18 protein-coding genes and 1 pseudogene are annotated in these 20,162 nt (G+C 63.5%); 11 read left to right on the forward strand and 8 right to left on the reverse strand.

Annotation, left to right across the window (positions count from 1 at the left end; all coding sequences use genetic code 11):
• A pseudogene (locus tag AC13EY_RS07795) lies at nucleotides 1-119 on the forward strand (IS110 family transposase); the annotation flags it as partial.
• Nucleotides 120-184: 65 nt separating this feature from the next.
• Here the strand turns inward: AC13EY_RS07795 and AC13EY_RS07800 are convergent.
• The 8 genes from AC13EY_RS07800 to xdhA form a co-directional block, all read right to left on the reverse strand.
• Nucleotides 185-826 (reverse strand): transposase, encoded by a 642-nt coding sequence (locus tag AC13EY_RS07800; protein WP_228247621.1) that lies wholly within the window; start codon nucleotides 824-826, stop codon nucleotides 185-187.
• A 96-nt stretch (nucleotides 827-922) separates the two neighbouring features.
• Nucleotides 923-2,140: a urate hydroxylase PuuD gene (locus tag AC13EY_RS07805; RefSeq protein WP_228247622.1), complete on the reverse strand. Its 1,218-nt coding sequence runs from the start codon at nucleotides 2,138-2,140 to the stop codon at nucleotides 923-925.
• Nucleotides 2,121-3,482 (reverse strand): guanine deaminase, encoded by a 1,362-nt coding sequence (gene guaD / locus AC13EY_RS07810; protein WP_228247623.1) that lies wholly within the window; start codon nucleotides 3,480-3,482, stop codon nucleotides 2,121-2,123. The genes AC13EY_RS07805 and guaD overlap by 20 nt, the downstream gene beginning before the upstream one ends.
• Before the next feature lies 1 nt (nucleotide 3,483).
• Complete coding sequence (gene uraH, locus AC13EY_RS07815; RefSeq protein WP_083728547.1) at nucleotides 3,484-3,825, reverse strand: hydroxyisourate hydrolase; 342 nt, start codon at nucleotides 3,823-3,825, stop codon at nucleotides 3,484-3,486.
• On the reverse strand, nucleotides 3,822-4,322 hold the full coding sequence (gene uraD / locus AC13EY_RS07820) for a 2-oxo-4-hydroxy-4-carboxy-5-ureidoimidazoline decarboxylase (RefSeq protein WP_088277914.1): 501 nt from the start codon (nucleotides 4,320-4,322) through the stop codon (nucleotides 3,822-3,824). The genes uraH and uraD overlap by 4 nt, the downstream gene beginning before the upstream one ends.
• Nucleotides 4,319-5,191 carry a xanthine dehydrogenase accessory protein XdhC gene (gene xdhC / locus AC13EY_RS07825; protein ID WP_147811331.1) on the reverse strand — a complete coding sequence of 291 codons (873 nt, stop codon included), beginning with the start codon at nucleotides 5,189-5,191 and terminating at the stop codon, nucleotides 4,319-4,321. The genes uraD and xdhC overlap by 4 nt, the downstream gene beginning before the upstream one ends.
• Nucleotides 5,191-7,545 carry a xanthine dehydrogenase molybdopterin binding subunit gene (gene xdhB, locus AC13EY_RS07830; RefSeq protein WP_482876119.1) on the reverse strand — a complete coding sequence of 785 codons (2,355 nt, stop codon included), beginning with the start codon at nucleotides 7,543-7,545 and terminating at the stop codon, nucleotides 5,191-5,193. Before xdhB ends, xdhC begins: the two co-directional genes overlap by 1 nt.
• Nucleotides 7,538-9,004, reverse strand: coding sequence for a xanthine dehydrogenase small subunit (xdhA, locus tag AC13EY_RS07835; protein WP_228247625.1), 1,467 nt, complete (start codon nucleotides 9,002-9,004; stop codon nucleotides 7,538-7,540). Before xdhA ends, xdhB begins: the two co-directional genes overlap by 8 nt.
• 262 nt (nucleotides 9,005-9,266) lie before the next feature.
• Between xdhA and AC13EY_RS07840 the strand changes: the two genes are divergently transcribed.
• The 10 genes from AC13EY_RS07840 (at nucleotide 9,267) to AC13EY_RS07885 (ending at nucleotide 19,218) form a co-directional block, all read left to right on the forward strand.
• On the forward strand, nucleotides 9,267-10,811 hold the full coding sequence (locus AC13EY_RS07840) for an ABC transporter ATP-binding protein (protein ID WP_228247626.1): 1,545 nt from the start codon (nucleotides 9,267-9,269) through the stop codon (nucleotides 10,809-10,811).
• The gene (locus tag AC13EY_RS07845; protein WP_147811335.1) at nucleotides 10,798-11,880 is read left to right on the forward strand and encodes an ABC transporter permease; all 1,083 of its coding nucleotides are present in this window, start codon (nucleotides 10,798-10,800) and stop codon (nucleotides 11,878-11,880) included. Before AC13EY_RS07840 ends, AC13EY_RS07845 begins: the two co-directional genes overlap by 14 nt.
• Before the next feature lies 1 nt (nucleotide 11,881).
• On the forward strand, nucleotides 11,882-12,808 hold the full coding sequence (locus tag AC13EY_RS07850) for an ABC transporter permease (protein WP_228247627.1): 927 nt from the start codon (nucleotides 11,882-11,884) through the stop codon (nucleotides 12,806-12,808).
• Between the two features lie 57 nt (nucleotides 12,809-12,865).
• The gene (locus tag AC13EY_RS07855; RefSeq protein WP_228247628.1) at nucleotides 12,866-13,630 is read left to right on the forward strand and encodes an outer membrane protein OmpK; all 765 of its coding nucleotides are present in this window, start codon (nucleotides 12,866-12,868) and stop codon (nucleotides 13,628-13,630) included.
• Nucleotides 13,631-13,695: 65 nt separating this feature from the next.
• Nucleotides 13,696-14,346, forward strand: coding sequence for a TetR/AcrR family transcriptional regulator (locus AC13EY_RS07860; RefSeq protein WP_228247629.1), 651 nt, complete (start codon nucleotides 13,696-13,698; stop codon nucleotides 14,344-14,346).
• Complete coding sequence (gene puuE / locus AC13EY_RS07865; RefSeq protein ID WP_228247630.1) at nucleotides 14,343-15,275, forward strand: allantoinase PuuE; 933 nt, start codon at nucleotides 14,343-14,345, stop codon at nucleotides 15,273-15,275. The genes AC13EY_RS07860 and puuE overlap by 4 nt, the downstream gene beginning before the upstream one ends.
• A gap of 2 nt (nucleotides 15,276-15,277) precedes the next feature.
• Nucleotides 15,278-16,294, forward strand: a complete 1,017-nt coding sequence (gene alc, locus AC13EY_RS07870) for an allantoicase (protein WP_228247631.1) — start codon at nucleotides 15,278-15,280, stop codon at nucleotides 16,292-16,294.
• Nucleotides 16,291-16,794: an ureidoglycolate lyase gene (locus AC13EY_RS07875; RefSeq protein WP_228247632.1), complete on the forward strand. Its 504-nt coding sequence runs from the start codon at nucleotides 16,291-16,293 to the stop codon at nucleotides 16,792-16,794. The genes alc and AC13EY_RS07875 overlap by 4 nt, the downstream gene beginning before the upstream one ends.
• Before the next feature lie 94 nt (nucleotides 16,795-16,888).
• Nucleotides 16,889-18,235: an amidohydrolase family protein gene (locus tag AC13EY_RS07880; RefSeq protein WP_228247633.1), complete on the forward strand. Its 1,347-nt coding sequence runs from the start codon at nucleotides 16,889-16,891 to the stop codon at nucleotides 18,233-18,235.
• A gap of 32 nt (nucleotides 18,236-18,267) precedes the next feature.
• Nucleotides 18,268-19,218: an isopenicillin N synthase family dioxygenase gene (locus tag AC13EY_RS07885; RefSeq protein ID WP_228247634.1), complete on the forward strand. Its 951-nt coding sequence runs from the start codon at nucleotides 18,268-18,270 to the stop codon at nucleotides 19,216-19,218.
• Nucleotides 19,219-20,162 lie beyond the last annotated feature (944 nt).

Consider the following 20,162-nt stretch of genomic DNA (forward strand, 5'->3'; position numbering starts at 1 on the left):
AACGCGGTAAAACTGGTCGGCTGGTTGTCTGCGCAGCCATGCGTAAGCTGCTGCACCTCATCTACGGCGTACTGAAATCAGGTCAGCCGTTCGACCCGATCAGAGCACTTGCACACTGATCGGGAAGACGGTATCTACGCAAGGTTTGGAGAAGTCGCGAACACCTTCAATCTGCAACATAGAATCAGTCCTGCTGCCAACGTACCGGGTTATCTGCCATGTACTGCGCGATGCGCTGATAATCCTGCTCGTTACGGATGACATGCTCGTAATACCCCCGCTGCCAAACCACACCATTGACCAGCAGACCACGCAATCGCGCCTCTCGCGTCACCGCCGATTTGAATGAGCGCATCACAGTGGGCAGCGATCCTGGAACCGGCTTGCCAAAACCCTCTTGCTGCAAAATCTTCTGCGTGAGGTCAGCCTCAGTGCTGATCTGCAAGACGCCGTGCAGATGGTTAGGCATAAGGACCAGATCATCAGTTAAGACGTGCGGAAAACGCAGCTGGATCTGACGCCAGAGACGCTCAACCAAGCAGCCCAGCGTGGAGGGATGCATCACTCCGTCGTCGATTCGACCCAGCGAGCAACGCCGTTGCCCGGTACATAGCGTTATGAAAAAGACGTTCGGGGATCGGTAATCGAACCTGCGCAGCCGGACGGATCGCCGCACAGGAATACGAGGTGGCGCCGCCATGGCAATGCTCCATTCCGTTTTGCGCAGCGTCTGCGCAGGTGGAACATGGCGCAACAACCCGGTCAAACGGATGCGGAGCCCTTCGCAACGAAGGATGCAGAACGCACCACCGAACGGGCACAGCATGCTGTGCCCCTACGCAAGGTTTGGAGAAGTCGCGAACACCGGGGCACGGCATGCCGTGCCCGGGGTCAAGGTCGCACGGCCTACCTCCGTTCAACCTCAGGGATTTTCCTGCAGCCACTTGCCGAGCAGATCACGCTCCTCGGGGGTGATGCCGGTCATGTTGCCGAGCGGCATGTACTCGGTGGCAACCGCGGCCTGATAGACCTTGTCGCGGTGCTGCTGGAGGTGCTCGAGACTGTCCAGCACGATGCCGGCCGGCGGGGCCTGGAAGGCCGGGCTGGTGGGCTTGACCGCGTGACAGGCCTGGCAGTGGGTGGCCAGCAGCTGGCTGATGTCGGCGTCGGCAACCCGGGTCACTGCAGCCCCTTCTTCTGCCGCGTGGCTGTCGATTCTCGCCGGTGCGCTCGGCGCCATAGCCCAGATCAGGGCAACGGTGGCCAGCGCGCTGACAACCAGAATCGACGGCTTGAACTGGCCCTGATTGCGCAGGTTGAAGAAGTGCCGCGCGTAGGCCGTGATCGCACCGATCGCCGCCAGCACCGCCCAACCGTAAGCGTTGGCGTAGAACATCGGGTAGTGGTTGCTGATCATGATGAACAGCACCGGCAGGGTCAGGTAGTTGTTGTGGCGCGAGCGCAGCATGGCGCGCTGAGCCAACATCACCACCTCTGCACCCGGTTTCTCGCCACGGGCCACCGCATTCACCAGCGCGCGCTGGGCCGGCACGATACCGAGGAAGACGTTGCCGACCATGATGGTGCCGATCACCGCACCAACGTGAATGTACGCTCCGCGACCGGCAAACACCTGATACAAACCGAAGGCAACCGCCACCAGAATCAGATACAGCACCACGCCAAAGGCCATGCCGTTGCGCGCCAGCGGGCTGCGAATCAGCGCCTCATACAACGCGACGACCGCCACCAGCGTGCCCACACCGATGGCAACAGCGCCGGCACCGCTGAGCGCCAGCTTGCTCGGATCGATCAGGTAGCCGGGGTTGCCCATGTAATACACCACGGCCAGCAGCGCCAGGCCACTTAGCAGGGTGCTGTAGGCCTCCCACTTGAACCAGTGCAGGTCGGACGGCATCTGTTCGGGGCCGACTTCGTACTTGGCCACCTCGTAGAAGCCGCCACCGTGGATGGCCCAGAGGTCACCCTTGATGCCTTTCTGCTTCTTCCACGCCGGCGGCTCGCGCAGGTTGTTGTCGAGCCAGACGAAGTAGAACGAGGCGCCGATCCAGGCGACCCCGGCAATCACGTGGAACCAGCGGATGATCAGGCTGAGCCATTCAGACAGATAGACCAGCATGGGCTGCTCCTTGTGCGGCGTCGCGATCGTAGCGGCACTGGCCGGCGATGTAGGTGCGACGAATGCTGCGGTCGTCGCCGAGGATCATCAGGTCGAACAGGATGCCCGACAGATCGCGCTCGGCGCTGTGCTTGAGTTGCTGAATCGGGCTGGCGGCACGGTCGATGATCAGAAAGTCCGCCATCTTGCCGGGTGCCAGGTTGCCGGTCTCGGCCTCCTGATGCAGCACCCTGGCGTTGCCGAGGGTCGCCATGTAGAACGCCTGGAACGGGTTGAGGCTCTGGCCGCGCAGCTGGCAGACCTTGTAGGCCTCGGCCATGGTGACCAGCATCGACAGGCTGGTGCCGCCGCCAACATCCGACGCCAGGCCGACCTCGACATTCGCCGCGCGGGCGCTGGCCAGATCGAACAGGCCGCTGCCGAGGAAGGTGTTGGAGGTCGGGCAGAAGGCGATGCGAGTGCCGGTTTCGGCCAGCCGGGCGCGGTCGGCGTCGTCGATGTGAATACCGTGCGCCAGCACGCTTCGTGGGCCGAGCAGACCAAAGTGATCGTAAACATCCAGATAGCTGGCGCGGTCCGGGAACAGCTCGGCAATCCAGGCGATCTCGGCCTTGTTCTCGGCCCAGTGGGTCTGCATCAACAGGCCCTCGGCCTGGGTCATCAGCTTGCCGGCGTAGGTCAGCTGCTCATGGGTCGAGGTCGCAGCAAAGCGCGGGGTCACGGCGTAACGCTGACGACCGGTGCCGTGCCAGCGGGCGATCAGCTCGCGGCTCTCCTCATAGCTGGCCTCGGCGGTGTCGCGTACGCCGTCCGGGGCGTTGCAGTCCATCATCACCCGGCCGGTGGTGATCGCCATGTTGTAGTCATGCGCGGCGCTGAACAGCGCCTCGCTGGCGACCTTGTGCGAGGTGCTGAACACCAGCGCCGAGGTAGTGCCGTGCGCCAGCAGCAGGTCGAGGAAGACCTTGGACTGCTTGGCCGACCAGTCGGCGTCGGCAAAGCGTGATTCGGTCGGGAAGGTGTAGGTTTCCAGCCACTCCAGCAGCTGGGTGCCGTAACTGGCCATCACCGCCAGCTGCGGCATGTGTACGTGGGTATCGATCATGCCGGGCAGGATCAGCCCCTCCGGCGAATGCTCGACCGCGGTACCCGCCGGCAGGGTCGGCAACAGCTCGGCGGCGTCACCCACCGCCTGCACCCGGCCATCGGCAACCACCAGCAGGCCGTCGCTGAAGTAGCTGTAACTGGCCGGATCGGGCGCACCGAGGCCCGGTTCGGACAAAAAGTGCAGCAGTGGGCCGCGGAAGGCCGACACGCCAACGGCATCAGAGTTGGTCGTCATCCTAGCTCCCCCGGTAGGTCGAATAGCCCCACTGGTTGAGCAGCAGCGGCACGTGGTAATGGGCCTGCACATCGTCCAGGCGGAAGGCGATGGTGACCTGCGGGTAAAAACAGCGCAGGCCCTGGGCCGCGTAATAGCCGTCGGTGTCGAAGGTCAGGCGATAGACACCGGCGACCGCTTCGCTGCCAAAACCGTTCAGCACGCGGCCGTCGGCGTCGGTTTCGGCGCTGGCCAGCGTGACCCAGCTGTCGCCCTGCTGCTGTTCAAGGGTAATGCGCACACCGGCGGCGGGCTTGCCGCTGCCGAGGTCGAGAATATGGGTGGTAATCGGGCTCTTGCTCATAGCAGCTTGTCCAGACGAATGTGGGTGATCTTGGCCTGCTCTTCGGCGGCGATGCGCAGTTCCTGCTCGCGGCTGTTGGGCAGGCGTTGCTCCAGCAGCTCAAGCATCTGTTCGGCGCTCTTGCCGGTGGCGCAGACGATGAAGATAAAGCCGAATTTATGCAGATAGGCGTCGTTGCCGTCCTTCAGGCGCTGCAGCACCGCATCGGGTGCAACGCGCGCACCGGCCTGCTCGCCACTGGCCAGCGCTTCGGTGCTGGCGTACTTGGCCTTCAGGCTCTTGATGTCGCCGATCTTCGGGTGTGCTTCAAAGGCGACCAGCCAGTCGGCCTCGTGCAGATTGGGCCAGAGCGCACGGGCCGTGCCATGCAGCGCTTCGGCACTGTGGTAGGGGCGGGCGGCAACCATAGGGCGCGCCCAGGCGTCGGCGGCGCAGCAGTCACGAAAGACCGCCAGCGCCTCGTCTTCAGGCAGGGTGTTCAGCTGTTCCAGGGTCATTTTGTCTCCACCGGCTGTTGCGGTGTTTCAGGCTCGTGTTTCATCAAATCTCGCAATTGCGGCCAGCTGACCCCGCGGCGCGGGCCACGGCTCTGGCTGGCGGTGCCGAACGACAGCAGCTCGGCGCTGATCGATACGGCCACTTCCATCGGTCGCTTGCCGGGTACGTCGCTGCGGCCGACCGGGCAGCGAATTCGGGCGATCTGCTCGTCGCTGTAGCCGCGATGGGCCAGCCGCTGACGGAAGCGGTCGGCCTTGGTCTGCGAGCCGATCAGGCCAATCGAGGCAGCATCGCCGGCGTCCAGCAGGGCGCGGCACAGGTCGTAGTCGAGCTGGTGATTGTGGGTCAGGATCAGCACATGGCGGCCACGGCACAGCACCGGGGCATCGCCGACCGGATCGTCGCTGTGCAGCGCCCTGATATTCGGCGCCAGGTCAGCCGGGAACACCTCGGCGCGGGAATCCACCAGCGTCACCTGCCAGGGCAGCTGGCCCATAATCGCCATCAGCGCCTGCGCCACGTGGCCGGCGCCAAACACCACCAGTTGCGCATCACTGCCGGGCTGGCCTTCGAGCAGCACCGAGACGCTGCCGCCGCAGCACTGGCCCAGCGAAGCGCCCAGCGGGAAGTGCTCCAGCACCGTCTCGAAACGGCTGACGGCCAGCTGCTCGCGGGCCCGGGCGGTCACCAGATACTCCAGATGACCGCCACCGATGGTGTCCCAGGTGTGTTCGCCGGTAATCACCATCTTGCTCGACGGCTCACGCGGCACCGAGCCAGTGACGCCAACCACGGTCACCAGCACATAGGGCTCGCCGCGCTGCTCGCAGTCGGCGACCGCCTCGAACCAGCGCAGGTTTCTGTTCATCACACGGCCTCCTGCTGCGCGGCCTGCCAGGCCTTCGCGGCGTTGACGGCATTGAGCATGCGCTCGGGCGTGGCCGGGGTATCCAGCGGCGGGCAATAGCAACCGTCGGTGAGGCTGGCGACCGCATCACGCAGCGCGCTCCAGACCGCAATGCCGAGCATCAGCGGCGGCTCGCCGACCGCCTTGGAGCGGAACACGGTGGCTTCCTTGTTCGGGCTGTTGGCCAGCAGGTTGACGCGCAGATCCGGCGGCGTATCGGAAATTGCCGGGATCTTGTAGGTCGCGGGCCCGGTGGTCAGCAGTCGGCCGTTATCGCTGTAGACCAGCTCCTCGGTGGTCAGCCAGCCCATGCCCTGAACGAAGCCGCCCTCGATCTGGCCGATATCAATGTCCGGGTTCAGCGACTGGCCGGCATCGTGCAGGATGTCGGTACGCAGCACGCGGTATTCGCCGGTCAGGGTATCGAGCACCACCTCGGAGCAGGCTGCCCCGTTGGCGTAATACAGGAACGGATGGCCCTGACCCTTGGCATGGTCGTAGTAGATGTTCGGCGTGGCATAGAAGCCGGAGGACGACAGCGACACCCGATTCAGATAGGCCTTCTGGATGAAGTCGCCCCAGTCCATGCGGGCGTCACCGGCGACCACCTGGTTGTTCTCGAAGCGCACCTGCGCTTCTTCGCAGCCAAACAGCTCGGCGCCAAAGGTAACCAGCCGCGCCTTGATCTTCTCGCAGGCGTCCAGCGCAGCCATGCCGTTCAGATCGGAGCCGGAGGAGGCGGCGGTCGGCGAGGCATTGGGCACCTTGTCGGTGCGGGTCGCAGTCACCTTGACCTTATCGACATCGATCTGGAACGCCGCAGCAACCACCTGCGCGATCTTGATGTACAGGCCCTGACCCATCTCGGTGCCGCCGTGGTTCACCTGCAGGCTGCCGTCGGTATAGATCAGCACCAGCGCGCCCGCCTGATTGAGGTGCTTGGCGGTGAACGAGATACCGAACTTGACCGGGGTCAGCGCCAGCCCGCGCTTGAGCACCGGGCTCTGGCGGTTGAAAGCGGTAATCTCGGCGCGACGGGCCTGATAGTCGGCGCTGGTTTCCAGCTGACTGATCAATTCCGGCAGCACGTGATGGGTGATGGTCTGGCCGTAATGGGTGGTATCGCGGCCTGCGCGGTAGAGATTGCGCTTGCGCACCTCCAGCGGGTCCAGTCGCAGATAACGGGCAATGTCATCCACCGCCTGTTCGATCACCATCATGCCCTGCGGGCCGCCGAAACCACGGAAGGCCGTATTGGACACCGTGTGAGTCTTGCAGCAGTGGCCGGTCACCCGCGCCTGATCAAGGTAATAGGCATTGTCGGAGTGGAACATGGCCCGCTCGACAATCGCATTGGACAGGTCCGGCGAGAAGCCGCAACGGCCGGCTACCATGATCTCGGCGCCCTGAATTACGCCCTGCTCGTCAAAACCGATGTCGTAGGTGTTGAAGAAGTCGTGGCGCTTGCCGGTCTGCACCATGTCATCCGGGCGCGAGAGCCGATACTTGACCGGCCGCCCGGTGGCATTGGCCAGCAGCGCGGCCACACAGGCGACCGGCGCGGCCTGGGTTTCCTTGCCACCAAAGCCGCCACCCATGCGGCGTACCGAGGCCGTCACCGCATGCAGCGGGATGCCCAGCACCTCGGCCACCAGCTTCTGCACTTCGGCCGGGTGCTGGCTGGACGTGTGCACAAACATGCCGCCATCTTCCTGCGGCAGCGCCAAGCAGGCCTGGCCTTCCAGGTAAAAGTGTTCCTGCCCGCCGACGTTGATCTCGCCCTGCAGGCGGTGCGGTGCAGCCGCCAGTGCGGCGTCCGGATCACCGCGATGCTGGGTGTGACTGGGGCGCACGAAGAACTGTTTGGCCAGTGCCTCGCGGGTATCAAAGATGGCCGGCAGATCCTCGTATTCGACCTCGGCCAGCTTCGCTGCCTTGCGCGCGGCGGTGTGACTGGTCGCGGCGACGGCAAAGATCGGCTGGCCGATATGCTCGACCACCTCACCCGCCAGCACCGGATCACCCGGGAACACCGGGCCGATGTCGGTGTGACCGGGTACGTCGGCCATGGTGAATACGGCAACCACGCCGGGGTAGGCACGCACGGCTTCCAGATTGAGTCTGGTGATACGCGCATGCGGCCGGGCGCTGTGACCCACCGCTGCGTGCAGCAGGCCTTCGGGCTCGGGCAGGTCGTCGATATAACGGGCGGTGCCGGTTACATGCAGCCAGGCGCTTTCGTGCAGGGTGCTCTGACCGGCAACACCGAGCGGCTGGCCACTCGGACGGGGTACATCACGGGGCAGTTTACGCATAGTCGGTCACCATCAGCTGGGCCTTGCCGGCATCGCCGGCGCGGAATTCATACAGGGCGCGCAGCAGCAGGTTGCCGGCTACCGTGGTGCGGTAGCTGGCCGAGGCGCGCACATCGGACAGCGGCGTGAAGTCGGTTGCCAGCGCCGCCTGCGCAGCGGCCACCGCCGTTTCATCGAACCGGGCACCACGCAACGCCGCCTCGGCGCCCGCTGCACGCTTGGGAATGCCGGCCATGCCACCGAAGGCCAGCCGGCAGTCACCGACGGTATCGCCGTCGAACTGCAGCCAGAAGGCGCCCAGCACCGCAGAAATATCGTCATCCAGCCGCTTGGAGATCTTGTAGATGAACAGTTTTTCGTTGGCCTGTGGACGCGGCACCCGCACCGCGCGGATGAACTCGCCCGGCGCCAGCACGGTTTTCTTGTAGTCCACGAAGAAGTCTTGCAGCGCAATCCAGCGCTCGCCATTTTCACTGTCGAGCTGAATGTCGGCACCCAGGGCAATCAGCGGTGGCGGCATGTCACCGATGGGCGAAGCGTTACCGATATTCCCGCCGAGGGTGCCACGGTTACGGATCTGCAGCGAACCGAGGCGTTCGAGCATCGGCGCAAAGGCCGGCCAGTCGGCACTGAGAGTCGCTCCGAACTCGCTGTAGGTCGCAGCCGATCCGATGGTCAGATTTTGCTCGTCACATTCCACGGCATGCAGTTCGGTGATCTGCTCGACTGAGACCAGTTGCGGCAGCACCTTCAACTGCTGGGTGATTTCCAGCGCCAGATCGGTGCTGCCGGCGACTAGACGGGCATCCGGATTGGCCGCCAGCAGGTTGCGCAGTTCACTCAGCTCGACCGGCGCGTCGAAGCGCTTGCCCTCGTCGTCCTGCAGGCTGGCCGCAGTGGAACGGGTCGCGGCGAACTGCCCGGCCGGCGCCGGCTCGAACAGCGCAGCACCATCCCAGTGCTGCACCGCATCCACCAGGGTGCGCCGGCCGGCCTCGATAATCGGCCGATAACCGGTGCAGCGACAAAGGTTGCCGGCCAGTGCTTCCATCAACTGATGCTCGCTGGCGCTGCCGTTCTTGCCGGCTACCTGCTGGTGCAGGCAAACCATCGACATGATGAAGCCCGGCGTACAGAACCCGCATTGCGAGCCGCTGCATTCGACCATCGCGGTCTGCACCGGATGGGCGTTATCAGCCTGCAGGGCGTCAACGCTGATCAGATGTTTACCGTGCAGCGAACCGACCAGGCTGATGCAGCTGTTGATTGCCGTATAATGCAGCCCGCCGTCGGCCGAGGGGCTGCCGATCAGTACGGTGCAAGCCCCGCAGTCGCCGGATGCGCATCCTTCCTTGGTGCCGCTAAGCCGCTTTTTGGTGCGCAGCCAGTCAAGAATGCTCATGTTTGGGTCAGCTCGGTCAAGTTTTTCCGGCTGACCATTCAGGTAGAACTCAATCACGTTCGTCTCCGCTCTATCCGCAGTTTGGCCCGTTTCAGGCGGTGTTCAGGCTCAGCGCCGCACAACGGCGCACACAGGCTCTGAGCGTAGATTTGCAAAAACTTGACCAACTAGTCCGAAAAATATGTTTTTTATACTTTTCCCGGTTTTGGCAAGCAAATTGCTGTCGTTGCAAATGTTGATTGATTGGTCAGTTATTAAATAGGGCGTTGCCCGGCCGGTCACCCTGAATCGCCGGCAAAGCGCCTATAGAGGAAACTGAATGGCAACCGCAGAACGCCTGAAGCTGGAACACATCGTCAAGGAGTACCCGGGATGCCGGGCGAACGATGGCGTCCAGCTCACAGTCAACGCAGGCGAAATCCATGCCCTGCTCGGCGAGAATGGCGCCGGCAAGAGCACCCTGATGAAGATCATCTACGGCGTCATCCAGCCCGACGCCGGCAGCATCACCTGGAATGGCCACCCGCTGACCCTGCAGGGTCCTGCCCATGCCCGCGAACTGGGCATCGGCATGGTATTCCAGCATTTTTCCCTGTTTGAAACCCTGACTGTCGCCGAAAACATCGCGCTCAGCCTGCCAGCCGATCAGGCCCGCGACCGGCGCAAGCTGGAGGCGCGCATCAGCGAGGTCTCCGAGCATTACGGCATGGCGCTGGATCCGCGCCGCTACGTCAACACCCTGTCGATTGGCGAACGCCAGCGCGTCGAAATCGTGCGCTGCCTTATTCAGGAAAGCTCTCTGCTGATTCTGGACGAGCCGACCTCGGTGCTGACGCCGCAGGAGGTCGAAACCCTGTTCCGCACCCTGCGCCAGCTGTCGCACGAGGGCTGCAGCATTCTGTTCATCAGCCACAAGCTGCAGGAAGTGCGCGACCTGTGCCACCGCGCCACCGTGCTGCGCCAGGGCCGGGTGACCGGCGAGTGCAATCCGGCCGAAGTGAGCACCGACGACATCGCCCGCATGATGGTCGGCAATGAAACCCCGCTGTCGACCCGCGTTGAACCGCGCGCGCCCGGCGAGGTGCTGCTGGACGTCAGCCACCTGAACTACCGCACCAGCGACCCCTTCGGCACCAGCCTGCAGGATCTGTGCATGAGCCTGCGCTCAGGCGAGATTGTCGGTATCGCCGGCGTCGCCGGTAACGGACAGGACGAACTGCTGCGTGCGCTGTCGGGCGAAGCGCTGGTCAGCAACGACAGCATCACCCTCAGCGGCGTGGCGATCGGTCAGGCCAAGCCGGGTCTGCGCCGCCGCCTCGGCGTCGCGGTGGTGCCGGAAGAACGCCTCGGCCGCGGTGCGGTGCCATCCATGTCGCTGGTCGACAACAGCCTGCTGACCGCCTACGGCGAAGGTATGGTGAACAAGGGCTGGGTGGCGCTGAACAAGGTGCGCGACTACGCCAGCCGTATCGTCGATGCTTTTGGCGTACGCACCGCCAGCATCGACAGCCATGCCACCAGCCTGTCCGGCGGCAACCTGCAGAAATTCATCATCGGCCGTGAAGCCATGCAGCAACCCAAGCTGCTGGTTGCCTCGCACCCGACCTGGGGCGTTGACGTCGGCTCGGCAGTGGCCATCCACGAGGCGCTGGTGCGGCTGCGTGACGAGGGCGCTGCGGTACTGCTGATCTCGGAGGATCTGGACGAACTGTTCCAGCTCTGTGGCCGCATGGGCGCGATCTGCGCCGGCCGGCTGTCGCCGCTGGTCAACACCAGTGACCTGACCATTGAACAACTCGGCCAGTGGATGGCCGGTGATTTCCCCAGCGCTGCACCTTCGGAGGTTTCCCATGCTGTCGCTTGAGCGTCGCGCCGTCGACTCCCGGGCCATGCAATGGGCATCCCCGTTGCTGGCTCTGGTCCTCACCATCATCACCGGCATGGGCATTTTCATGGCCCTCGGCAAGGACCCGGTGGAAGGTCTGACCTTCTTCTTCCTGACCCCGCTGAGCGATACCCACGGCTGGGCCGAGCTGGGCCTGAAGATGGCACCGCTGCTGCTGTGCGCCGCCGGCCTGACCATCTGCTACCGGGCCAAGCTGTGGAATATCGGTGCCGAGGGGCACTTCCTGATGGGCGCGCTGTGGGCCAGCGTGGTGGCCCTGCAACTAGGCGGCCAGAGCGGCCCCTGGGTGCTGCCGCTGGTGCTGATTGCCGGCATCGTAGCCGGCGCAGTCTGGGCACTGCTGGCGGGGCTGCTGAAAACGCAGTTCCACTGCAACGAGATCCTGACCACCATCATGCTCAACTACATCGCCCTGAACCTGCTGCTGTACGCGGTTCACGGTCCGCTGAAGGACCCGTACGGGTTTGGCTTCCCGCAGTCGGAGATGTTTGCTGCAGCCGCCCTGCTGCCCAAGCTGATCCCTGATACCCGCCTGCACATCGGCCTGCTGTTCGGTCTGCTGGCAGCGGTGGCGGTCGGCGTGCTGTTTGCCCGCACCTTTATCGGGTTCCAGCTCAAGGTCCTCGGTCAGGACGAGCGCGCCGCCGCCTTCGCCGGCTTCCCGGCCAAGCGTCTGACCCTGCTGGCGTTCATTCTGGCCGGTGGTCTGGCCGGTCTGGCGGGCGCGTCGGAGGTGACCGGCCCGCTCGGTCAACTGGTGCCGCAGGTGTCACCCGGCTACGGCTACACCGCAATTATCGTGGTATTCCTCGGGCGCATGCAGGCGGTCGGCATCGTGCTGGCAGCCGCGCTGCTGGCGCTGACCTTCATGGGCGGCGAGATGCTGCAGATTGCCATGGCCCTGCCCAAGGCGATCACCGGACTGTTCCAGGGGCTGCTGCTGTTCTACCTGCTGACCTGTGACGCCTTTATTCACTACCGCATTCGCATTCGTCGGGCCCCCAAGGCCGTGGCAGGAGAGGCCTGATATGGACAGCGTACTGATTACCAACGTACTGGCCGCGACCGTGGTCGCCGGCACCCCGTTGCTGCTGGTCGCCCTGGGCGAGCTGGTGTGCGAACGCTCAGGCGTTCTCAACCTCGGCCAGGAAGGCATGATGCTGATGGGCGCGGTGATCGGCTTTATCGCCGCCACCTCGACCGGCAGCCTGAGCATGGGCGTGCTCGCTGCCATGCTCGGTGGTGTGCTGATGGCCATGCTGTTTGCGCTGATGGCCATTACCCTGGCGGCCAACCAGTATGCCGCCGGCCTGGCACTGACCATCTTCGGTATCGGCCTGAGCTCCTTCGTCGGCGCAGGCTTTGTCGGTCAGTCGATCGACGGCTTTGACAAGATCGCCATTCCGCTGCTGTCGGACATCCCGGTCATCGGCCAGGTGCTGTTCAACCAGGACCTGCTGGTCTACGGCTCGCTGCTGATCTTCGCGCTGGTGTTCTGCTTCCTCAAATACAGCCGCGGCGGCCTGGTTCTGCGCGCCGTCGGCGAGTCCCCGGAAGCGGCCAATGCCAACGGTCTGAAAGTGCTGCCGGTGCGTTACATGGCGGTGGCCTTCGGCGGCGCCATGGCCGGCCTGGCGGGCGCCTACCTGTCGCTGGCCTACACCCCGATGTGGACCGAAAACATGACTGCCGGTCGCGGCTGGATCGCGCTGGCCCTGGTGGTGTTCGCCACCTGGAAACCCGAGCGCGTGCTGCTCGGCGCCTACCTGTTCGGCGCCGCCAGCATCTTGCACCTGGTGCTGCAGGGGCTCGGCTGGAACAGCTCAACGGAGCTGCTGGCCATGCTGCCCTATGTCGTCACCATTATTGTTCTGGTGCTGTTGTCGTGGAATCCCGCGCGGACCCGTCTCAACACACCCCTATCAATCGGCCAACCCTATAGGCCGAGCAAATAACTTGAGCACCCACTATGCCAATCAAAACTAAATCACTGATTCCAGGAAGCATTGAATATGAGCACACTGCAAAAAACGCTGATCGCCGCTTGCATCGCAGGCGCCTTTGTACCGAGCGCCTACGCTGAGAAGTATTTCTCCGACTCCAGCATCTCTGTCCTGTACAGCGATGACTACGCCCGCGTTAACTTCGACGGCGCCGGCAAGAAGACCTCGCAGACGTTCTTTACCTTCGAGAACGCCAGCGGTCACGACTGGGGCAGCACCTTCTTCTTCGTTGACCGTAACCAGGGTCAAGGAAAAGACACCGATTCTGACGATCTGTACGGTGAATTCGCGCCTAACCTGAGCCTGAGCTGGCTGACCGGCAGCAAGCTGGGCGGCGGCCTGATCAAGGACTACACCCTGTCCGCTCAGTACGAATTTGGCGGCGGCACCAACGTCAACAACTACATGGTTGGTCCGGGTATCGACTGGAACATCCCGGGCTTCATGTACGTCGGCACCCGTTTCTACTACGTAGACAACAGCGAAACCTCTGACGATTATCAAACCACCGTCGTCTGGGGCAAGGCGATGGAATTTGGCAGTACCCGTATCCTGTTCGACGGCTATATCGACTGGTCCACAGCGGAAGACGATCACAAGTCCGACTTCCACTTCAACCCGCAGCTGAAGCTGGACTTGGGTAACTACCGCGGCAAGCCGGGCGTGCTCTACGCAGGTATCGAATACTCGTACTGGAACAACAAGTACGGTCTGAACGACGATGTAATGGAAACCGAAAACGCGGTCAGTGCGCTGGTGAAATTCCACTTCTGATCACGGCAATGGGGGTTCGGCCGTGATGGTCGAACCCCTGCAATGGTGTAAAGGCGATGGAACAGATGACAAACAAAAGCGCATCCAAGACCTTCCGACCCGGTCGCATCCGCGAGCGTAACCACGAAATCATTCTGGCGGCCGCCGAGCAGGAATTTGCCCTGCACGGTTTTCGCGGCGCCACCATTCAGAACATTGCCGAACGGGCCGAACTGCCCAAATCGAACGTGCTGTACTACTTCAGCAACAAGAAGAAGATCTACGCAGCCATGTTCGACGATATTCTTGCGCGCTGGAACGCCGTGTTCTCCAGCGTGACCGTCGACGACGACCCCGCCGAGGCGCTCGCCAGTTTTATCCGCGCCAAGGTCGAGATGGCCCGCCTGTATCCGCTGGCCTCCCGTCTGTTTGCCATGGAAATCATCCAGGGCGCCCCTTTTTTGATGACCCACCTGCGCACCAACATGCGCGAATGGGTGCGCGGCCGCGCCGGGGTCATGCAGCAGTGGATTGATCAGGGCCGCATGGCGCCGGTAGACCCGGTGCAGCTGATCTTCCTGATCTGGTCCTCAACCCAGCACTACGCCGACTTCCAGGTGCAGGTGCTGATGGTGGAAAACAAGGCCGAATACGAGAAGCAGGACTTCGACCGCGTGGCCGACTTCCTTACCGACATCATTCTTCGCGGCTGCGGCCTCGAGGTACCCAAGAAATGAGCAATTCGCACTACCCGCGTGATCTGATCGGCTACGGTGCCGAGCCGCCCAAGGCCAACTGGCCGGGGCAGGCACGCATCGCCGTGCAGTTCGTGCTGAACTACGAAGAGGGCGGCGAGAACTGTGTGCTGCATGGCGACAGTCACTCGGAAGTCTTCCTCTCCGACATCATTGGCGCGCAGGCCTTTGCCGACCGCCACATGAGCATGGAATCACTCTACGAATACGGCTCGCGCGCCGGTGCCTGGCGCATCCTGCGCGAGTTTCGCCAGCGCGGCCTGCCGCTGACGGTATTTGGCGTCAGCATGGCCATGCAGCGCCACCCGGACATGGTCCGCGCCTTTATCGAAGACGGCCACGAGATCGCCTGCCACGGCCTGCGCTGGATTCACTATCAGGACATGAGCGAAGCCCGCGAGCGCGAGCACATGCAGCAGGCTATCGAGCTGCACACCGCACTTACCGGCCAGCCACCGCTCGGCTGGTACACCGGCCGCGACAGCCCGAATACCCGCCGGCTGGTGGTCGAGGCCGGTGGCTTCGAGTACGACAGCGATTACTACGGCGACGACCTGCCGTTCTGGACCACGGTCGACGCCGGCGCCGGCCCGCAGCCGCACCTGGTGGTGCCCTACGCGCTGGACACCAACGACATGCGCTTTGCCATCGCCGGTGGTTTCAACAGCGGCGAGCAGTTTTTCCAGTACCTCAAGGATGCCTTCGACGTGCTCTACGCCGAGGGCGCGGAAACGCCCAAGATGCTGTCGATCGGCCTGCACTGCCGCCTGGTCGGCCGCCCCGGCCGCTTCCGCGCGCTGCAACGCTTCCTGGATCATATCCAGAGCCACGATCAGGTCTGGATCACCCGCCGCATCGACATCGCGCGGCACTGGAAACAGACGCACCCTTACCAGCCTGCCAAGGATTAACCATGAGCACCGCCATCATAGCCCCGGCCGTCGACGGCCCGGCGTTCACCAAGACCGGCCTGAACCTGGCCGACGCCAGCCTTGGCGCTGAATTCCTCTGGGCGACCGACCAGTTCTTTGCCCCCGGCATCCGCATGCTCAACCCGGAACCGGCGGCGTTTTACCCCGGCCTGTACGACGACAACGGCAAGTGGATGGATGGCTGGGAAACCCGTCGCCGTCGCACCACCGGCCACGACACCGCGATCATCAAACTGGCGCTGGCCGGCACCCTGCAGGGCGTCGACTTTGACACCAGCTTCTTCACCGGCAACTTCGCCCCGGCGGTCTCGCTGGAAGCCTGCTACAGCCCGGACGCCGAACCGACCAACGACAGCGCCTGGACCGAGCTGCTGTCTGCCGTGGAGCTCGGCGGCAACGCGCATCACTTCCATGAACTGACCTCCGATCAGGTCTGGTCCCACCTGCGCCTGCACCTGTACCCGGACGGCGGCGTCGCCCGCCTGCGCGTCTACGGCACCCCACACTGTGACTGGTCGACCCTCGACAGCAGCCAGACCATCAACCTGATCGCGCTGGAGAACGGCGGCAATCAGGTGGCCTGGAGCGACGCCCACTACGGCGAGCCGCGCAAGCTGCTGCGTCCCGGTCGTGGCACCGACATGGGCGATGGCTGGGAAACCCGCCGCCGTCGCGAGCCCGGCAACGACTGGTGCATCCTCACGCTTGGCCACAAGGGCATCATCGAGCACGTGGAAGTCGACACCGCGCACTTCAAGGGCAACTTTCCCGCACGCTGCTCGATCCAGGCCGCCTGTGTTGAACAGGGCACCACCAAGAGCCTGATCACCCAGAGCATGTTCTGGCACACCCTAATGGACGAACAGCCGCTGACCGCCGACGCCATCCACCAGTTCACCGAACTGAACGATCTCGGCCCGATCACGCACATTCGCTTCAATATCATTCCCGATGGCGGCGTCAGTCGCCTGCGCCTGTTCGGCAAGCCGGTCGCATGAGCAGCCCCCGCGTGCTGACCGTCGAGCCGCTGACCCGCGAAGCCTTCGCCTCCTTCGGCGATGTGATCTCCACGGTCGGCGCCGACAGCTTTCCGATCAACAACGGCCGGACCCAGCGCTTCCAGGCGCTCGGTACGGTGCAGTTGCTGGGCGAGGGTGCCGAAGGCATTCTCTCGATCTTCCGCGGCCAGCCGCTTGAGCCGCTTCAAATCAATCTGATGGAACGCCATCCGCTGGGCAGTCAGGCCTTTGTGCCGCTCAACGGCACGGCGTTTTATGCGGTGGTCGCCGCCCCCGGCGACTTTGATGAATCCGCCGTGCGCGCGTTCTACGTGCCAGGCGACCAGGGCATCAGTTACCATGCCGGAACCTGGCATGCACCACTGCTGCCGGTCACTGCGGACGCCGATTATCTGATCGTCGACCGCCGTGGTGCAGGTAACAATTGCGATGAAGTAACCCTTAACCAACCCCTTGTGCTCCGCTCGGACAGCCTCTGAGGAAACCATCAGCCCACGCTGATGCATTCCGTGCCCGCCGTGCCGTCACAGTGTCCGGAACCGCTCACCCGGTTCAGATTGCTATGAGGTACATATGAACCACTTTGCGCTGCACGATGCAGCCATCTTTACCGTTGACCCAGACAACCGCGTCATCCCGCGCGGCACCCTGATCGTCGAGGACGGACGCATCAGCGCCGTCGGCCCCAGCGACGAGCTGATCATCCCCCCCGGCATGCCGGTGATCGACGCCAGCGGCCACGCGCTGCTGCCGGGGCTGATCGACGCCCACTCCCATTCCAGCCTGATGCGCGGCGTGACCGAGAACATGCAGCTGATGGAATGGCTGCCCTACTACCAGCTGGAACACCGCGCCCTGACCGAGGAATACGCCTTCCATTCAGCGCGACTGTGTTATCTGGAAGCGCTGAAAAGCGGCACCACCTGCGTGATGGACATGTACCGCTTCATGCACCGCTGCGCTGATGCCGCCGGCGAGATCGGTCTGCGCGTGAACCTGGCGCCCTACGTGGCCGACGAACCCGGCAAGGACTTCTTCGCCACCCGCGCCGAGAACCGCGCGCTGATCCACAGCCACCACGGCGCACAGAACGGTCGCATTCAGGTCTGGATGGGGCTGGAGCACCTGTTCTACTGCACCCCGGATGCCTACCGCGAAGCACTGGAATGCCAGGCCGAATACGGCGTTGGCATCCACACCCACGCCAGCGAGCAGAAGGAAGAGGACGACGCGGTCAAGGCGCACTTCGGCCGTCGCTCGATTGCCCAGCTCGATCACTACGGCATCCTCGGTGAGCGCACCCTGATCGCCCACTGCGTGTGGCTCAACGACGACGAGATCAAGCGCATCGCCGACACCGGCACCGCCATCAGCCACTGCCCGATCAGCAACGCCAAGCTCGCCAGCGGCGTCGCCCGCGTGCCGGAAATGCTCGCCGCCGGCATCACCGTCGGCCTGGGTACCGATGGCCCGGTGTGCAACAACAGCCTCAGCCTGTTCGAGGAAATGAAATTCGCCTCGCTGATCCAGAAGGCCACCCGGCTGGACGCCACCGTGCTGCCCGCCGACCAGATCCTGCGCATGGCGACCATCAACGGCGCCCGCGCGCTGGGCGTCGGCGACCGCATCGGCTCGCTGGAAGTCGGCAAGCAGGCCGACCTGCTGCTGCTCGATCTGGCGCAACCCAACCTGACACCGACCGAGATCAATGCAGCCGGCGGCAATTTGCTGTGGAATCTGGTCTTTGCCGCCGACGCCCGCAACGTCGCCGCGGTCTGGGTTGATGGCCGGCAACTGATCGCCAACGGCCGCGCCACCCGGGTGAGCGAACAAACGGTTATCACTGAAGCCCAGCAGCATGGCCTCGCACTTTTTCAGCAGTGTCGCGATATCGCGCACCTGCGTACGTCAATGGTTTAAGCGACTGCACCCACGCAGTCAGGAGTCATCACATGCAATCACTGCCCCTTATCTCCGTCGCTGGCCTGAACAGCGAAGACCCCGCCGTCCGCGCCGAAACCGCCCGCCAGCTGGGCGTTGCCTGCCGTGAAATCGGCTTCTTCTACGCCATCGACCACGGCATCCCGGAAGACGTCATGGCCGGCGCGTTCGCCAACTCCAAACGGGTGTTCGAGCTGCCGCTGGAAACCAAGCAGGCCATGTCGATCAAGAAGTCGCCACACAACCGCGGCTACGTCGCCATGGCCGACGAAAAACTCAACCCGGAAGCCGGCGCCGACATGAAGGAAGCCTTCAACATCGGCACCGACTTCCCGGCCGACCACCCGGACGTGCTGGCCGGCAAACCCTTCCGCGGCGTCAACTTCTGGCCGCCAATCGACGGCTGGCGCGACGCCATGCTCGGCTACTTCGACGCCTGCCTGAACCTCGGCCGCCTGATCCACAAGGGCTTTGCGATTGATCTGGGCCTGCCGGAAGATTTCTTCGCTCAACACCTGGACAGCCCCATCGCCACCCTGCGGATGCTGCGCTACCCCGCCAGCGCCGGTCAGATCGACCGCGAAGACGGCGGCGCCGGCGCCCACACCGACTACGGCAACGTCACCCTGCTCGCCACCGACAAGGTTGCCGGCCTGCAGGTGCTGACCCGTCAGGGCCAATGGATCGACGCCCCGCATGTACCGGGCGCCTTCGTCTGCAACATCGGCGACTGCCTGATGCGCTGGAGCAACGATACCTACGTCTCCACCCCGCACCGCGTCCGCCCGCCGGAGCAGGAACGCTACTCCATCGCCTTCTTCCTGGAAGTGAACCCCGACTCCATCGTCGACCCTCGCGACGTGATCCCGGGTGAAGCGCCGAAGTATGAGCCGATTACCTGTGCCGAATACCTGACCGCCCGCCTGAATGCCACTTACGAGCATCGGGTAGAGCCGTCGTAACGGCCGACGTTGATCGTTCCCACGCTCCGCGTGGGAATGCCCCAATAGGGCGCTCTGCGTCCATTCCTGACTGCTTCACCATTCTCGTAGCGGCACGGCATGCCGTGCCCGCGCCGCCTCCAGCACCGCACCGCTGCTAACCATTCATGCCGCCTGGCAACCCGCCTTTCGCCTTCTCCGGCGAGCCAAGGGGGGCTGCTTGCCCAGCCCCCCTTAGCGATCCCCCGGGGCACCCGACTACGCGGCCCTTCGGGTCCGCTGCGTTGCTCGATTTATCGGGGAGCCATAAAACTCGTCGCTACGCTCCTCAGACATCCTATGGCTCTTTCTCCCGATAAATCTGCGCTACTCGCCCGCGTAAACGGGGATGGGGTCCGTGCATTGCTCAGGCTTTGCTGCTGCGCCCCAGCAAAACTCCGCTCACCCGAAATTCAGGGTTGGCAAACGAGGGCGCTAGTAGCAATATCAAATCACCGTCATTCTCGCGGCCCCATCGGGAGGCATGGATGCTGAATAGACTCGACACATTTCACCCCGAACACCCAGCAGCGCCATCACCCTCGTTCAAGCCCGCACCGTCGACCAACGGAACATTAAGCCTCGTGCGGCTTAACGTTCCGCACTCGCGGCAGAGCACTGCTAACTCATTGAAATACAATAAAATACTAGACCGCTCTAATCCGGCGCTATGCCGCGTATTAAAGTTAGCGCGATCTAATCACTGTTAGGCGCTTTAATGGAGTAATCGCCTGTGGGCAAAAAGAGCAAAAAACATCGCGCAGGCTCATATGATCCTATCGAAACACTAAGGAATCGCTGATCAATTCAGATTTGCGCATTACCGGTGTCGATCAACTGAATTTTTGATGCAGCGAACCTGTTCTTGGCGACATTGCTCCGCAAATCGCCTTCAACTCTGGCCATTTTGGCCTATTTCCACCCGA

This window comes from Halopseudomonas sp. L-58, assembly GCF_056859475.1.

What these genes read in the sequence shown, in the direction of transcription:
- AC13EY_RS07800 (WP_228247621.1), bottom strand. Translation starts at nt 826, where the DNA reads ATGCTGTGCCCGTTCGGTGGTGCGTTCTGCATCCTTCGTTGCGAAGGG.
- AC13EY_RS07805 (WP_228247622.1), bottom strand. Translation starts at nt 2,140, where the DNA reads ATGCTGGTCTATCTGTCTGAATGGCTCAGCCTGATCATCCGCTGGTTC.
- guaD (WP_228247623.1), bottom strand. Translation starts at nt 3,482, where the DNA reads ATGACGACCAACTCTGATGCCGTTGGCGTGTCGGCCTTCCGCGGCCCA.
- uraH (WP_083728547.1), bottom strand. Translation starts at nt 3,825, where the DNA reads ATGAGCAAGAGCCCGATTACCACCCATATTCTCGACCTCGGCAGCGGC.
- uraD (WP_088277914.1), bottom strand. Translation starts at nt 4,322, where the DNA reads ATGACCCTGGAACAGCTGAACACCCTGCCTGAAGACGAGGCGCTGGCG.
- xdhC (WP_147811331.1), bottom strand. Translation starts at nt 5,191, where the DNA reads ATGAACAGAAACCTGCGCTGGTTCGAGGCGGTCGCCGACTGCGAGCAG.
- xdhB (WP_482876119.1), bottom strand. Translation starts at nt 7,545, where the DNA reads ATGCGTAAACTGCCCCGTGATGTACCCCGTCCGAGTGGCCAGCCGCTC.
- AC13EY_RS07840 (WP_228247626.1), top strand. Translation starts at nt 9,267, where the DNA reads ATGGCAACCGCAGAACGCCTGAAGCTGGAACACATCGTCAAGGAGTAC.
- AC13EY_RS07845 (WP_147811335.1), top strand. Translation starts at nt 10,798, where the DNA reads ATGCTGTCGCTTGAGCGTCGCGCCGTCGACTCCCGGGCCATGCAATGG.
- AC13EY_RS07850 (WP_228247627.1), top strand. Translation starts at nt 11,882, where the DNA reads ATGGACAGCGTACTGATTACCAACGTACTGGCCGCGACCGTGGTCGCC.
- AC13EY_RS07855 (WP_228247628.1), top strand. Translation starts at nt 12,866, where the DNA reads ATGAGCACACTGCAAAAAACGCTGATCGCCGCTTGCATCGCAGGCGCC.
- AC13EY_RS07860 (WP_228247629.1), top strand. Translation starts at nt 13,696, where the DNA reads ATGACAAACAAAAGCGCATCCAAGACCTTCCGACCCGGTCGCATCCGC.
- puuE (WP_228247630.1), top strand. Translation starts at nt 14,343, where the DNA reads ATGAGCAATTCGCACTACCCGCGTGATCTGATCGGCTACGGTGCCGAG.
- alc (WP_228247631.1), top strand. Translation starts at nt 15,278, where the DNA reads ATGAGCACCGCCATCATAGCCCCGGCCGTCGACGGCCCGGCGTTCACC.
- AC13EY_RS07875 (WP_228247632.1), top strand. Translation starts at nt 16,291, where the DNA reads ATGAGCAGCCCCCGCGTGCTGACCGTCGAGCCGCTGACCCGCGAAGCC.
- AC13EY_RS07880 (WP_228247633.1), top strand. Translation starts at nt 16,889, where the DNA reads ATGAACCACTTTGCGCTGCACGATGCAGCCATCTTTACCGTTGACCCA.
- AC13EY_RS07885 (WP_228247634.1), top strand. Translation starts at nt 18,268, where the DNA reads ATGCAATCACTGCCCCTTATCTCCGTCGCTGGCCTGAACAGCGAAGAC.